This window comes from Bradyrhizobium sp. LB13.1 (assembly GCF_054056815.1).
The window spans coordinates 6,913,387-6,928,123 of sequence record NZ_JBSRYQ010000001.1 but is presented as its reverse complement, the minus strand read 5'-3'; the positions used below and the strand labels follow the sequence as shown (position 1 = coordinate 6,928,123).

The following is a 14,737-nucleotide window of genomic DNA, read 5'->3' as shown; positions in this document are numbered from 1 at the left end:
GCTCAGTGGCGACTGCTACGATTGCCGTTGGCGTCGAAGTGGCGCAATGCGCTGTTCCTCACCGCAAACGGATGCCATTCGCCGGGACGAATGCTTTCTTTGGCTACGTGGGCCGGTGGCAACTTCGCCGTGATCGGCTGCTTTGAATCAAAGCCATCCATCACACCGTAAACAATGCGCTCGGATCCGAGATACTCGGAGCGATCGACGCGAAATAAAAACTGGGTCGCGCCCCCGTCTTCGATCATATCCCTGGGCAAGAAATTCTCTGGCCGGAATCCGAGATAGCCGCCGCCGTTGCGGGTGACGATGTTCATCGGCGGCGCGCCGACAAAGGTCGCGACAAAAAGGTCGGCAGGATCTTCATAAATATCAGTTGGCGTTCCCACTTGCCGAACCCGTCCATGGTCGATGACCGCGATACGGTCGCCCATGCCCATCGCTTCGACCTGGTCGTGGGTCACGTAGATGGTGGTGAGGCCAACGCGCTGCTGAAAGTTTTTGATCTCCTGGCGAGCCGAGGTGCGCAGCTTGGCGTCGAGATTGGACAGCGGCTCGTCGAGCAGAAGCGCGGTCGGTTCGCGGACGAGCGCGCGCGCAAGCGCAACACGCTGGCGCTCGCCGCCGGAGAGCTGGCGCGGCCGCCGGTCGAGAAGATGGCCGATGCCGAGCAGCTGCGAGGCCCACTCGACCTTCTTTTCGATTTCCTCGCGGGGCACGCGCTGCGTGCGCAGCGGAAAGGCAATGTTGTTGCGTACTGTGTAGTGTGGATAAAGGCCATAGCTCTGAAACATCATCGCGACGCCGCGAGCGCGTGGAGGGATGTCGTTGACGACGTTGCCGCCGATCAGGAGATCGCCGCTCGTCTGTTGCTCGAGGCCGCAAATGATGCGCAGAAAGGTCGTCTTGCCGCAGCCCGAGGGGCCGAGCAATACCATGAACTCGCCGTTCGGCACCGTAAGCGAAATGCCGTTGACGGCGGCGACCTCGCCGAACTTCTTGACGATATCCCTGGTCAATACCGCTGCCATCGAACCTCCCGAGAACTAATGGATGGCGCTCTGCCGCCAATCGTTCGACGGAGCGCCAATCTTGTTTGCCAATTGGCGGCAACGGCAGCATCCGGACCGACCAAAAAGGGGGGCCGGTCCAGGCACGGCCTCAGGCTTTCTCGTGCCACTTCTTGAAGATGGCTTCCGACTGTTGGTGCGCCCATTTGACCGAATCCTCGGCGGACATCTCGCCGGTCGCCGCCTTCGCCATCATGTCGCAGATGACGAAGTCGTTGTAGACCTCGTCGACGGCGGGCCAGGACGGACCGGGATATCCCGGAGAGGCGGACCACTGGTCGGAGTCCTGCAGCACCGCTAGTTTGTTGGCCGGCGTCGACGTCGGATCGTTCGAGAGGATCGGCATGGGCTTCGGCACAAGGTTGGCGAAGCAGGGATTGTTGTACCCTTCACTCGCCTTAAACGCTTCCGGCCAATGGTCGGCGTAGTATTTGAGGAAATCGATTGCGCCATCCTTGTTCTTGGCGAACTTCCAGATACCGTAGAACTCGGAGGCGCCGCCCATGATCTGGCGCACCGGTCCCTTCGGCGGAGCCATCACGAACGTGTCGTCGGCGCCTTTCTTGTTTGCCTTCTGGAACGTCCGATAGGCCGAGATCGGGTTGACGATCATCGAGCCGATGCCCGAAACGAGATAGCGGTTGTTGCTGGAGTCATCCCACGACAGCACTTCCGACGTCATTGCCTCCTTGTATAGCGCGGCGACGAACTTGACGGCTTCGACCGTCTCCTTGCTGTTGAGCACGACTTCCTTGCCTTCGGCGTCCTGAAGCGCACTGCCAAAGCTCCACAGCAGGCCGCGCCAAGTCGTGTTCGGATCGTTGCTGTGCCCGAGTGAAATGCCGACCGGATGACCCTTGGCTTTCAGCTTGGCGCCGCCAATGCGAACATTGTCCCAGGTGTCCGGCTTCATCCCGATCTCATCCCACATGCCCTTGCGATACATGGCGGGGAAGTTGATGTAGAAATCGGGGAAAGCCGACCAGGTCTTGTCGTCCTGGTTATATCCGATCTGGCGGCCGATCGTGCTGATCTTGCCGTACTTCTTCTCGGTCGCCTGGACGAGGCTTGTCACGTCAACGAGGAATTTGCGGTAGAGGTGCGCCCCGCCTGCGCCGTTCCAGCCGAACAGATCGTGACCTGATTGGGCCGAGGCTTCGGCGGCCGCACGCGCGGCGACGTTAGCGACCGGGATGTGGTCGACGGTGACCTCGATACGGTTCTTCTGTCCCCAGTCCTTTGCGAACGTATCGAACCACTTGTCGTACTCCGGGACGAAATGGCTCCATTGCACGATGGAGAGCGATTTGGTGTCGGCAAGCGCGCGGGAGACGAATGGCGCAGCAAGGGAAGGCGCCGAAACGGCGGCAAGCGTAAGACTGGCTTGTTTCAAGAAGCGGCGTCGCGTGACGCGCAAATATTTGCCCGTGCTCATCTGGATTCCTCCTGTGGATGTGGCCAGTTGGAGAAGGCTCATCCAGATGAGGGATCAGTCTAGCTCGGTCCTGGATCTTGCTATTTTCAACGTCACTATAGCTTTGAGGTCCCGATCGGCCTTTCTACTAAAGACGGTCACTCAGTACGCTGCCGTACAAGGATTGACAGCCGACGAAGTCGCGCGGCGCTGGCCGAAGCAGGCTATTTGAATGACTGTCAGACGCAGCAAAGACAGCTGCGCATAAGGTCGGCGGCCGCGGAAATGCGGTGCTCATGCAGGCCGCTGCGAGTTAGGCGCCCGTATTCCGACGCTATGATCTGATAGCATTCGCATGTTCGAAGCTCGAGGGCCGCGTGATTGCACACGTCGATGCCGCCTCGCTGCCTGATGAGCCCGCCGGACTGCTCCAGTTCCGCAAGCGTCGTCGTGATGCTGGCGCGTCGCACGCCCAGGGTGACGGACAGCACGTCGTGCGTCACGGGAATGACCCGGTCATCCAGACGGTCGGCTGCAAGCAGCAGCCAGCGGCTCAGCCGTTCCTCGAGGCCGTGGCGGGCGCTGCAAAGAGTTGTCTGGGTGTTCTGGACCAACAGCGCGTGGACGTAGCTGAACAGCTGCTGCTGGATGTCCGGGTATCTGTGTGCGGCCCGGCGCAGGTCGGGCACCGCGATGCGCAACGCATAACCCGGGACCGACATCAGGCAGCGATTGGGCGACCGCTGGATGCCGAGCGCCGCGGTCACACCGACAAAGCCGAGCCGTCCGACCATCGCGATCTCCACCGGACCATCGCGCTGCGTTCGCGCCAGCAGCGATGCGACGCCGCGTTCGATGAAGTAGATGTGCTCGATGGGATGGTGGTAGTCCTGAAGGATCGCCCGGCGTTTGAGCGCAACGGGCTGCAGGAAAGGACGAAGGCGCTCAAAGGACGCCGGCGCAAGACCGGCCAGCAGACGGTTTTGAACCCGAACCGTCTGCTCGCGGTTGGCACGGCTCAGCGCACTTACGAGCACTATCCCATGGCGCTGTCCTCGAGATGCGTCCCCATCGGCCCTCGTTCGGCTGAGATCAGGGCTTGTTCCCCGCGAAGCTACTCTCTCTTCCATCTAGAGTCACTGGCACCCGACAATCCGGCGATCCCGCTAAAGGCGCCTTCACCCCCCGAACGAAAGGCAGGCGCCAGCAGGACGGGAGGGCGGCCGAGTTGGAGGCCGACCGGGCCCCCGTCGAGAAACGGTCGCAAGCCGATGAGGCGCGCTGGCAGAAGCAGAGGGAGAAAACTCGAAAGCGCGCTGCGGCGGGCGCGAAACTAGGTGGGAAGCACCGACACCATGACTTGGACCTCGCAGAAGCGAGGCAAGGGGACCCTGGCCATATTTCCATTCATCTGTGAGGTCAGCAGGCTGATGAGGCGGGTCCCTAGGCCGCTCTTGACCTCGCTGGGGCAGCCGACGCCGTCGTCCCGCACGGTGACCGTGATCCGACCGCTCAAAGCCCTGATGTTCACTTCCACCGTGCCGTCTGTCCTTCCGGAAAGGCGTACTTGAACGCGTTTGTCACCGGCTCGACGATCAGCCCGATGGATCCGGCCTGAGAGCTCTTCACCGAGCCGAGTCGCAGTGCACCTGTATCGCGATCGGACGCACTCCACGATGAAAGTCCGCCAGGCTTGCGCACAGCCGGTCCGCGTAGGGCGCAAGATCGACGAGGTCGCTGTCGGCGACGCGCAACCTGTCGTGCACCTTCGCCACCGCGTCCATCCGTGCGACGGCCGAGGCGATCGCGGCCTGCGGCACAGGATTGGGATCGGAACGCGCCTGCAGTCGAAGGATTGAGATGAAGATCGCGAGTTCGTTTCTGGTGCGATGCGCGAGCTCCTGCAAGAGGACATCGCCATATGACTTGGCTTGCGAAAGCCTGTCCAGAGTCTTCCGCAAGGTTTCGGTGACAGCGGCAATCAACAGGCCCATCACTAGAAAGTCGATCAGCGGGACGATTGCAGAGGTGACCGGCGGGGACATGAAATAAGCCGCGGCCATCACTGCGCTCGCCGCGGTGGCCAACACGCCGGACCCATGGTCGGAGATCACTCGATGCAAGGAATACTGCCGGGATGAACAGCAGCAGAGGAAGGGAATCCAGAGCGTCGAAGAGCAGGAGCTTTGCCGTGAACGTGATTCCGACCAGGCCGCGGGTCAGAAGGTACCGCACCCACGTGGGGTAACGCGGCGTCACGGCGATCAGGCGGAGCAGTAGGCGTTCCATCACCGTCGGCGTTTCGACGCATGTTCCTTGGGTCGCCTCACCTGCCATCACCGGGTGGGTCGAGCAGGAGCGACGAGTGCTCTCAAGGCTTTCCTTTATGCGTGCGGCGCTTCGACCATATCGATCGACACGGTATTACAGCGCGCTTGGATTGCCCACGCCGGAGACAAGACCGACAACCATTGAGGGTTGGACCGTTCTTGATGTTAGAGGCGGGATGGCGGTTCTTGGAGGGCCCGACGGGGTTCGGATGGCAACACGGGGTGACACCGTTCCCGGCATCGGACGAATCGACTCCATCGTGCGTTGGGCAACCGCTGGATCGTTGCAACAGCCAGTGGATTGATCTCGACGCCATAGAAGGCGCGCGGACCTCTCTTCCTTGTTTTCTACAGCGTATCCGGCGTTTTGAGTTCGTGGTGGATCAGCTCTTCCTTCAGCTGTCGCTCCGCTTCCAAATAGAACTCTTGATCCCGCCCCTTAGGCATTCCCGCTTGCTCCCACAGCTGATATGCGCGGCGCTCGACGTCCTTCTGGGTCAAAGGACCTGCCATGGTGCGTTACTCCCAATGAGACCAAGCGCGGTTTAGGCTCACCGCCCTGTTCACGTAGTTCTTGTACGGTTCTCCCTAATCCACATCTGGCTCATCATGCCGTTGCAGCTGCAGGACATCACCGCTCCGCACCTGATCGATCAGCGCAAGTTCAGTCGCATTCAAGGTAGCTGAGGCCCCATGCCGCCGTGATGTCAAGGAAAACTGGAGGTCCTGAACGGCTGACTTAATTTCGTCGCTGACCTTGAGAACTCTTCTTCTGCTGTTGCGCCAGTTATGTGCAGAGTAAAGCACGGGTACGGCAGAGCCTGTGTTTAGAACGAGCATGTCACGCTTGTCATTGCGATAGACATCAAACACTTTTCGACCCCGCTGATCATCTTGAACAAAGCAACAAACATGTTTTGTCGTCTCAATGGACGAGCTTAGGATCTCGAACGGCTGTGCGGGTTGGAAATCTGCAGCACCCGCGACTTTTGCTTCACCGCGTTCCGGATCTGGAACGAACTGATGCAAACTCGGACCATCGCCAAATTGGGCGCGCTAGGCAGTTCTTTGAGCGATGCCGTGAACGGCACGAGACGGGACGACCGGCTTGTAATCCTCCCGTGCGGAGCGAAGATGTCCTGGTGTCGCAACAGCAATGATCAGCCGCACGTGGTTCTGGGAAGGTATACTCTCTGGCAAATTTAGGAGACCCGCACTTCAGAGATAAGTTGCGCGATACCGTCCGCACACGCCGGCAGCGGCCGCAGCCTCCGCGCCGTAGCTTCGCAACGCCGGGGCTGGACGCGGCGCGAAGCTGGATGCAGTGACTGCGGCCGACCACTCTGCGCGGCCCTCATCGGCTAGCCGTCACCTCCTTCCGTGGTCAGAAGGTTCGTGCGCGCGCAGAAACGCGTCCGTCAGCGAGCGCGAAAGCGCGCTCATCTGCATCAGCCAGCTCCAGCTCGAAGTGGCCGCCAACACCGTGATCGTCTCGAGCGAACTGTGGTAAGGCCAGAGCATTCCCATGGCCGACTGTTGATAGCGACGGTAGCAATCCGTATCGCAATAACGCCGTCGCGTAGACAAATGCCGGACGTAACTCGCGCCCAATGGCTGGGCGCACGCGCTGCAGGTGGCGCCGTAGCTGGGTCGTCCATGATTGATGAGCATGAATCTCAAGGTCGTGTCCTCTCCTGCCGACAGGCGCATCGCCGATCGTCTCGAGCACGTGTCCGCTCAAGACGCCGTTCGCGCACGCCCCTCGATCAACGGCGCAGCTTCGCCATGAAGCGCGTAGCACTCATAGTCGCAGTAAGGCAGTTGCGTCCTGGCGTCGCGCAGATAACCAGTGCTGATCTGCTCGCAGCACCATAGACAGAACGTCGTGCGGAAAGGGGTTCTGTCGTTCACCAATATGAATCTCACGTGGCACCTCCCAGCGCGAAGCAGTAGGCCGTGTCGACCGGAGAGGCGGACGGCGGCGGCGCGCAAAAATGGTTGCGGCCGTCGGGATTGTCTCTGTTTCGCTCGACCTTCTGGGACGGGATCAGGATGTATTTCCCGTCTTCCCGGCGTCGCGCGTAGACCCTGCCGTCGACGTATCGTACCTCGGTCGGATAGCAATCCGCATTGTTGCAGCAGCTGAGCACCGGATTGTCGGGCATACGCCAGCTGGAATAGAACTTCTCGTGCAGGAGCTGATCCTGGAGCGGATGATGACGATGTGCACTATCCGGTCCAACCTCGTCGGCCTCCACTCCCGTTATCAACGGAAGCGGCAGCGCGATCATCAAGAGGAGCTTGCAAGCACGGTTCAGCACGCAGCCTCCTGTTCAGAATTGGCGGATGGAGCGGATCGAAGGACAAATCCTCATGCCGCCTGAAATCGGAACAACCATCGGCGGTCGCGTTCGCGACGCGCCCTGAAGCGGTCGAGACATTTTCTGGAGCACAGTGGCGTTCGCCAGGAATAATATCGGATCAGGCCAAACTTGCCGCTACAGAGAGCGCAACCTTTTACAGCAGGACCGCGCTCGGAGTGTTCAGGCGTATCGCACATCATACTCTCCCGGCTTCATGGCCGTGGATTCGCTCGTACGCTGACGCAGAGCCATCCACGCTCCGTTCGTGAAATGCAGCCTATTAATCGTGATCAGCCATTCATGCGGCAAGTCGGGCAACGGTCGCAGAGCTGTAGCAGCACATCGAGCTAATTGCCGGCTTGTGCCTTGCACATCGCGTCCCCTCGATTGGTTATGAGACTAATCCGCCCGCAACGGACCGCTCAACTGTACGGAGGTAAATGTGCGCTATGACTTGGGATGCGCGAGCTATACGTAAGTTTGTCCCGTAGTTTCGGACCCCGCCGCACCTTCGCAACGAGACGGCGCAAGGCCGGCAGGCTGCACGGTCACCGCGAATTTCGGCGCGGAGTTCTAACTTGGTCGGAGGGAATTGCTCCCCTTGCTGCAAAGTGCTCTACTTGCTGCGGCCCCAGCGAGCCGGGACGCCTGCGATGATGCCTGGCCAAATCGCGAAATTCGGGAATTCGGCCGCACAATTGCTGCTCGGCGGCCTCGCGGCACTTCGATCTTTCGGCAACGGCGAGAAGGACAGGCCCGCTGTCGGAGATGACTCGCGGGCAAGACATCCTCGATCTACGCGACGCCGTGAAGCAGTGGCGCGAGGTGTTCGAGCACAATCCGGTCATGTACTTCATGGTCGATCGGGCCGGAACGGTGCTCAACGTCAATACATTCGGCGCCGCACAGCTGGGCTACACCGCGGCCGAGCTGATTGGCCAGTCCGTGCTCAACGTCTTTTTCGAGGAGGACCACGACTTTGTTCGCCGATGTGTAGCATTGTCCCTGGAAACCCTGCACCAGTCGCATACTTGGGAGATTCGCAAGTTCCGGAAGGACGGATCGGTCCTTTGGGTCCGTGAAAACGCCAAGGCGATGCTGCGCGGCGACGGCACGCCGATCGTGCTGGTCGCCTGCGAAAACATTACCCAGCGCAAGGAGGCGGAGGATGCGCTACGCCAGAGCGAGGCCTACCTCGCCCAAGCCCAGGAACTGAGCCGCACCGGCAGCTTCGGCCTCAACATCGTAACAGGCGCGATCGTCTGGTCAATGGAAACCTTTCGCATCTTCCAATGCGACCTGGCGGTGAAGCCGACCTTGGATTTTGTTGTCCAGCGCATCCATCCGGAAGATCGCGCTGCGGTCAGCAAGACCCTCGATCGAGCCGCCCGCCGAGCAGCGGATTTCGACCATGAATATCGCCTGCTGATGCCTGACGGATCAGTCAAATATCTCCATTCCGTAGCCCGCGCGGTCAGACATGGATCCGGGCTCATCGAATTTGTCGGGGCTGTCACCGATGTCACGGTTGCAAAAGAGGCGGAACAGAGGCTGCGCCGCAGCGAGGCCTATTTGGCCGAGGCACAGCGGCTCAGCCATACAAGCAGCTGGGCCTGGGATGTGCGTCGTCAGGAGTTTGCCTACCGATCGGCTGAACTCTACCGCCTGTTCGGATTTGACCCAGGCCAGATCGAAGTACCGGCGCGGGCTTTCCAGCAACGCATCCTCCCTGAGGATTTCCAACGGATCGTCGAGGTGGAACGTCGGGCCGTCCGGCGAAAGGAACCCTTTGAAGTTGACTTTCGCATTGCGCGCCCGGACGGCTCGATACGACGAGTCCATACCGAGGGACATCCCATCGTCAACAGCGACGGCGAAGTGATGGAGATCATCGGTACCCACGTGGATGTCACCGAGCAGATCGCTGCAAAAGAAGCGCTGCAAAGGGCATTTGATGAACTCAAGACATCCGAGCAGCGGTTCCGGGACTATGCTGAAACGGCATCTGACTGGTTTTGGGAGACCGGGTCGGATCACCGTATCACGCAGATATCGGAACACGCCGATACGGCCAGTGCTACGCCGACGGGCTTGATTGGCCTGAGCCGTTGGGACATTCCGCCCGACGCTGAGCTTGAGCCGGGAAAGTGGGAGCAGCATCGCGCGACGCTCGACGCCCACCTCCCGTTCCGCGATCTGGTTTACCGTGGCAGGGATCGCAATGGATCTCCAATTTACGTGCGCACCAGCGGCAAGCCCTTACATGATGCGGACGGCCATTTTCTCGGATATCGGGGCGTCAGCAGCGATGTGACGGCGGCTATCCGCGCCGAGCAGGCTGAAGAAGCGCTACGCAAAGCGCAAGCCGAGCTCGCCCATGTCACGCGCGTCACGACGCTCGGCGAACTCACCGCCTCGATAGCCCACGAAATCAACCAGCCTCTTGCCGCCGTGATCTCCAATGCGGACGCCTGTATCAGCTGGCTCGGTCGCGACCCGGCCAATCTGGACGCTGCGCGACGTTCCGTGGAATGGATTGTCGAAGACGCAAATCGGGCTAGCGAGGTGATCCGCCGGATTCGGGCGCTCGCGAAGAAGACCGAAATCGAGATGGTTGCGCTCGACATCAATCAGGTTGTCAGGGAGGTGATAGCCTTCGTTCGGCGCGAGCTCGCTACAAATGCCGTGTCGGTGCGAATGGAGTTGTCGTCCGGCCTGCCCAAGATTTGCGGCGATCGGATCCAACTCCAGCAGGTGCTGATCAACCTTGTCGTGAACGGGATCGAAGCCATGCAAGCCAATGTTGACCGTCCGCGCGAGCTGGCGATCCGCTCCAGTCAGGCTGGCGAGGACGGCGACCGCCACCTGCTCCTCACCGTGAGAGATCGCGGTGTCGGCCTTGGCTGCGACGTGACAGACCGCATCTTCACACCGTTCTTCACCACAAAGTCGAGCGGCCTGGGCATGGGACTATCGATCTGCCGATCGATCATCGAGGCTCACGCCGGCCGGCTTTCGGCCCTTCCCAATGAGGGGAGCGGCGCAACGTTCCAGATTGCCCTGCCCTTCCCACACAAGGACACGTCGTGACGGACCACGCCAAGCCGATGCAGGCACAGGCGAGTGCCGACGATCCGATCGTCCTGATCGTCGATGACGATCCGTCGATGCGGCGTGCGCTCACCAATCTTTTTCAATCGGTCGGCCTCAGGGTCGAGGCCTTCGGCTCAGCGGCGGAGGTCATGGAAGCCAAGCCGCCGGCGGTCCCCAGTTGCCTTGGTGCTCGACATCCGGCTGCCGGGCTCGAGCGGCTTCGACCTCCAGACGGACCTCGCGAAGGCCAACATTCGCACGCCCATTATCTTCATCACCGGCCATGGCGATATTCCCATGACCGTCAGGGCCATGAAGAGTGGCGCCATCGATTTTCTGACCAAGCCGGTGCGCGACCAGGACATGCTGGATGCGGTTCAGGCTGCCATTGATCGAGATCGCAGGCGGCGCAATGCCGAGAAGTCGGTCGCAGGAGTGCGGTCCCGTTTCGAGGGTCTGACCGCGCGCCAGCGCGACATCCTCGCCCTGGTTGCGTCCGGCCTGATGAACAAGCAAGTCGCCGCCGAGCTTGGATTGGCAGAGATTACCGTCAAGATCTATCGCGGACAGATCATGCGGAAAATGGGCGCCAAGTCATTGGCCGATCTCGTCAGAATGACCGAGGCGCTCGGAATCCCACGCCCAGGGGGAAACGTGCAAACCTAAGTATGCTTTTCAAGCTTGCTACGAGGGCCCAGTTTCCGGTGGGCGCTGCACCATGATCGGCAGCCCCCGATCAGGAGCGATCATCTTGTCAACCCCCTCGGTCATTTCCGTCATTGACGACGATCCATCAGTCCGCCTTGCGACGAATAATCTCCTGACGTCGCGGGGATACGCGGTCTCCATCTTTGGCTCCGCTCGCGAATTTCTCCAGTCGGCAGAACTGAAGACGACGTCCTGCGTCATCGCGGATGTGCAGATGTCGGCCATCAGTGGTGTCGATCTGTTGGTGCATATTCGCGGCCTGGGCCACCACACGCCTTTCATTTTCGTGACGGCATTTCCAGACGACGCCGCGGTGCGCGAGCGCGCGCTGAAGGCCGGCGCCATCTGCTTTCTCGCGAAGCCGTTTTCGACGCCGGCTCTGATTCACTGTCTGGAGACCGCTCTGTCCGGGTCCGGTGTCGCCACGTAATAGTGGGCCGCCAGCACTCGGGCGAGAGTGGTTGAGAAGCTCCAAATTATCGAGGCATGAACATAGCAAAAACCGCTCTCAGAGCTGGTCCCGTTTTGTCTGAACAGAATCTCCGCTTGGATAAGTGGAGCTTCTGCCGGGGTTAACGGACGTAGCTGTTGTGGCGATTGACGTTTGCTCTCGGGCGCATAGCGGCGTTGGATTCAGCGCGGTACGTTCTCGATCATTCGGAGTGGTCGTTGTTGCATTGTTCGGTGGGCTCGAAAGAGGAGTAAGGCCCAAAGCTCTCCAGCAGATCGCGCCATGGTACGCCCGACCTCGCGCGCCTTCTGATGCCGCAGAGACTGATGATCGTGATCCGTCTTCATTCAAATTCTCGACTAGTTTTTGGACATTGCCAATGCGCACACCTCTGGATACCTCAATGGCACGCGCTCGATCGCTGGTCCCAAGGAGCTCATTCAATTGGGCGAACGCTCTAAGTTCGTTCACGAGATGGGGCGCCTGGACCGCGCATCTCTAAAGAAGTCGAGGCGCGCAGAAAGTTCGCCTTCGCCAAGACGGGGCCACCCGCCGTTCGTCCGTTTGGCCTGTACCGCCTTCCTGCAGACAGAACCCGTATTGGGTAGCGACGTTGTGCCGCCCGGCGGTGCGGCGTGACGAGTGGGCAGGAGTGGCTCGGCTGTAGTTTGATGGATTGATGTCCAGTCCGCCCCTGGGCACCTCGAGCAGAGGAGCTTCCTGAAATCCAGCTCCGCCGTCCTTTGGCAACGAATGGTGGGTGCGGCGGATCCGCTATGGTCTCTGCCGCTTCCTCAGGCGGGCTCCGACAGTTAGTCGATGCACTCGACCACCGATTGACCACCGAAACCCCGTGAACAAACGGCGATAAAGGTGGTCAATCCCGCGCAAAGCTCACCGCTTTCGTTGATCTTTTGATCGCTACTTACGTTCGGGACGTAGCGTAGGGAGGTGCCTCGCTCAGATCGGGACTTGAAGCGTGTTGGTATCGGTGTTTGCGTCTCCGGGAATTGAACCTGCGCAGGCCAGGTGGATCGCGAGGTTATTGCCCTTGGTGTACGAGACGAGAAAACCTATTGCGGGTTCAATGCAGGTGGGACGAAACGTTTGTCGGAATGACGATTGATCTTGCTGCGAAATCACACGCCTCTTAATCAGCGGCTCCGTCCAAATCGTAAATTTTATGTCGACGCACGGGCGTGCGAGGACCGCGTAAGAACGGCGGCTCCTGGCGGGCTATGAAGGCGCGACGTCGGGAGTTAAGCTGCCCTCCTGTAAGAGAACAGCGCCTCCACAATAGTGGGTTTAGCCATGTAGCGGTCTCCCGCTACCAACGGCCTTGTGTCCAGCCCGGAGACATCGGTAACAGGTCGTCCCTAAGACATGGGTGACAACCTCGTGCCGAACGGGTTGTCGAGGGGTTGCAGGGTTTTCTGCTCCAGGTCGAAATATCCCAAATCATAGTGCATGAAGCTGACGAGCCAAATGCCGTCGTCGACCTCCTTGATGCCGAGTTTCTGGCCGGCCAGCACGGTCGAGATGTTGATTCGCTTGCGATGCAGGCAAAGGCGCCCGCAAGCGGTCACGAGAACCTCGCGATCGTGGAACGGATAGATCAACTCGGGCAAGCCATCGTAACGGCGTGGTGAGGCGCGATAGAGTTCGGCGGGGCATTTCATCTGCAGCGCCTCATGCGGCCGTTCGGCATTGAACTCGCGGACGAAGGCGTCGAAGCGGTCCTGCTGCATCAGGCTGTTGGCGCCCGGCATCCCGGCTTCTTTCAGCGATAAAGTCAGGCGCGATACTAATGGCTCGTCACCCGCGGCCGGCGCAAATTCCCATCGTCACGCCGAGCCCCCAACTCGGCGAGACTCTCGCGGGCAAACGAGTACGTCAGCCGTTGCGATTTATAGCGATGCGGCGAACGTTGCGCTTCGCTTCCGCGGATTTTGGCGCCGTAATTGTCAGTACGCCATTCTTGAACGCGGCTGAGACTTCATCCTCATTGACGTCCTGTAGCGGAATGCGCCCGCTCGAAGCGGCCGTAGTACCGTTCACTGAAACGCCGATCCTTATCTACCGACTCCGATTTCTTCTCACCGGAGATCGAGAGAACGCCATCTGCAATTTGCAGACTGACGTCCTTCTCCTCGAGACCAGGCAGTTCAGCAGTGATACGCAGCTCTTTGTCCGTTTCGTCAATGTCGATCTGAGGCCAGCCCGGCCCATCCGCCGACCAGGAGGTTAGTCCGAATGGCGCTAGATCGAACCCGCGAAACGCATCGTCGAACATATGATTGATTTCGCGCTGCGACGTATAGAATGGATGCACGTCCGAGACAAACCTCGCGACTCCTACTATTCCATGGAACGAGATCCTTGATGGACATGATGATCCTCCCTCAACCAGGCTACTTCCTCCGCATACCAACGCGGAAGTTGATTTGCTGATCCAAAAAGTAGCCTCCCGATTTACCGCTTCAAGCCTCTGCCACATTTTTGGCTTGGCTCGGAACCCGCACGCTCTTGGCCAAGCCAGATGATAGCAATCCGATCGCGCCGTACCGCTGAAACGTCGGCAACGAATCGTCAGCGTCTTGTTTCGGGAGAATGTGCGCTCGTGCATCTGCAGCAGCGAGCAAAGAAACCGCCTGGTGAAATGGCCCCGCCTCGGCGGGGCCATGCTGTATGTAGCCGCGGATCCGGTTCACCAATCGGAGGCGATCACATCCGTCGCGTAGTCATATCCCGCGTAGCTGTATCCGGGGTGGTAGCCTCCATAGCCGTACGGCACTATCGGCGCGCGATACGAATATGCTGGAAGCCGGGTGTACCCAGGGCGGCCCACCACGACGGTGCGCTCGCGCACGATCGGCGCCGGTGCGACATAAGCGCTGCCCGGGGCTACGACGACAGGATAGGGCTGGATATAAGGATCCACATAGATGGCCTGCGCGGACGCACTGGTGGCGCCGAGGCCAAACAAGCCGACTATCGCCAAGCCGGCAATTGAGAGCTTGCTCACTCTTGCCATTCTGCAACTCCTTTGCTGCTTGTTGCGACCTTCAAAACGAACCCTCTAGCCGGCGTGGTAGTTCCGGTTCACACCAGTTTTTTGGATAAGTCGTTTTCCGCGTCGCACCGGGATCCGCCAATAGATCGACGCTCTGGAACGAAGTTTTGAAGGACGCGTTCCGTCATGACGCTAAAGATCGAGGCTGCGATGAGCGCAACTGGCCTTGATGTCGTCCACAGACACTGCAGACGACCAATATTTGGTTCGACGAAATTGTCGCTGCACTCAGCCG

Annotated in this window: 9 protein-coding genes and 4 pseudogenes; 3 read left to right on the top strand and 10 right to left on the bottom strand. The window is 60.0% G+C overall.

Annotation, left to right across the window (positions count from 1 at the left end):
- Positions 1-2: 2 nt before the first annotated feature.
- The 7 genes from ACVWYI_RS33475 to ACVWYI_RS33445 form a co-directional block, all read right to left on the bottom strand.
- Positions 3-1,031 (bottom strand): ABC transporter ATP-binding protein, encoded by a 1,029-nt coding sequence (locus ACVWYI_RS33475; protein ID WP_247444714.1) that lies wholly within the window; start codon positions 1,029-1,031, stop codon positions 3-5.
- Between the two features lie 130 nt (positions 1,032-1,161).
- On the bottom strand, positions 1,162-2,505 hold the full coding sequence (locus tag ACVWYI_RS33470; RefSeq protein WP_354049980.1) for an ABC transporter substrate-binding protein: 1,344 nt from the start codon (positions 2,503-2,505) through the stop codon (positions 1,162-1,164).
- Positions 2,506-2,723: 218 nt separating this feature from the next.
- Positions 2,724-3,521 carry a Crp/Fnr family transcriptional regulator gene (locus ACVWYI_RS33465; RefSeq protein ID WP_247444716.1) on the bottom strand — a complete coding sequence of 266 codons (798 nt, stop codon included), beginning with the start codon at positions 3,519-3,521 and terminating at the stop codon, positions 2,724-2,726.
- A gap of 588 nt (positions 3,522-4,109) precedes the next feature.
- Positions 4,110-4,547, bottom strand: coding sequence for a sensor histidine kinase (locus ACVWYI_RS33460; RefSeq protein WP_247444717.1), 438 nt, complete (start codon positions 4,545-4,547; stop codon positions 4,110-4,112).
- A gap of 615 nt (positions 4,548-5,162) precedes the next feature.
- Entirely contained in the window at positions 5,163-5,327 is a 165-nt protein-coding gene (locus tag ACVWYI_RS33455; RefSeq protein WP_247352234.1) for a DUF2934 domain-containing protein, read from the bottom strand.
- A gap of 75 nt (positions 5,328-5,402) precedes the next feature.
- Complete coding sequence (locus tag ACVWYI_RS33450; RefSeq protein WP_456664606.1) at positions 5,403-5,687, bottom strand: hypothetical protein; 285 nt, start codon at positions 5,685-5,687, stop codon at positions 5,403-5,405.
- Between the two features lie 1,049 nt (positions 5,688-6,736).
- Positions 6,737-7,135 (bottom strand): hypothetical protein, encoded by a 399-nt coding sequence (locus ACVWYI_RS33445; protein WP_247444718.1) that lies wholly within the window; start codon positions 7,133-7,135, stop codon positions 6,737-6,739.
- Positions 7,136-7,830: 695 nt separating this feature from the next.
- On the opposite strand from ACVWYI_RS33445, the pseudogene ACVWYI_RS33440 reads away from it, so the two are divergent.
- The 3 genes and pseudogenes from ACVWYI_RS33440 (at position 7,831) to ACVWYI_RS33430 (ending at position 11,408) form a co-directional block, all read left to right on the top strand.
- A pseudogene (locus ACVWYI_RS33440) lies at positions 7,831-10,267 on the top strand (PAS domain-containing sensor histidine kinase).
- Positions 10,264-10,936 (top strand): annotated as a pseudogene (locus ACVWYI_RS33435) (response regulator transcription factor). The pseudogenes ACVWYI_RS33440 and ACVWYI_RS33435 overlap by 4 nt, the downstream one beginning before the upstream one ends.
- Positions 10,937-11,021: 85 nt before the next feature.
- Positions 11,022-11,408, top strand: coding sequence for a response regulator transcription factor (locus ACVWYI_RS33430; RefSeq protein ID WP_354050165.1), 387 nt, complete (start codon positions 11,022-11,024; stop codon positions 11,406-11,408).
- 1,397 nt (positions 11,409-12,805) lie between these two features.
- On the opposite strand, the pseudogene ACVWYI_RS33425 reads toward ACVWYI_RS33430, so the two are convergent.
- From ACVWYI_RS33425 to ACVWYI_RS33415, 3 genes and pseudogenes are all read right to left on the bottom strand, one after another.
- Positions 12,806-13,195, bottom strand: a pseudogene (locus tag ACVWYI_RS33425) (IS481 family transposase); the annotation flags it as partial.
- A 127-nt stretch (positions 13,196-13,322) separates the two neighbouring features.
- Positions 13,323-13,819: pseudogene (locus ACVWYI_RS33420) on the bottom strand (Hsp20/alpha crystallin family protein).
- A 317-nt stretch (positions 13,820-14,136) separates the two neighbouring features.
- Positions 14,137-14,463 (bottom strand): hypothetical protein, encoded by a 327-nt coding sequence (locus ACVWYI_RS33415; protein ID WP_247352229.1) that lies wholly within the window; start codon positions 14,461-14,463, stop codon positions 14,137-14,139.
- Positions 14,464-14,737: the final 274 nt, after the last annotated feature.

What these genes read in the sequence shown, in the direction of transcription:
- ACVWYI_RS33475 (WP_247444714.1), bottom strand. Translation starts at nt 1,031, where the DNA reads ATGGCAGCGGTATTGACCAGGGATATCGTCAAGAAGTTCGGCGAGGTC.
- ACVWYI_RS33470 (WP_354049980.1), bottom strand. Translation starts at nt 2,505, where the DNA reads ATGAGCACGGGCAAATATTTGCGCGTCACGCGACGCCGCTTCTTGAAA.
- ACVWYI_RS33460 (WP_247444717.1), bottom strand. Translation starts at nt 4,547, where the DNA reads ATGGCCGCGGCTTATTTCATGTCCCCGCCGGTCACCTCTGCAATCGTC.
- ACVWYI_RS33455 (WP_247352234.1), bottom strand. Translation starts at nt 5,327, where the DNA reads ATGGCAGGTCCTTTGACCCAGAAGGACGTCGAGCGCCGCGCATATCAG.
- ACVWYI_RS33415 (WP_247352229.1), bottom strand. Translation starts at nt 14,463, where the DNA reads ATGGCAAGAGTGAGCAAGCTCTCAATTGCCGGCTTGGCGATAGTCGGC.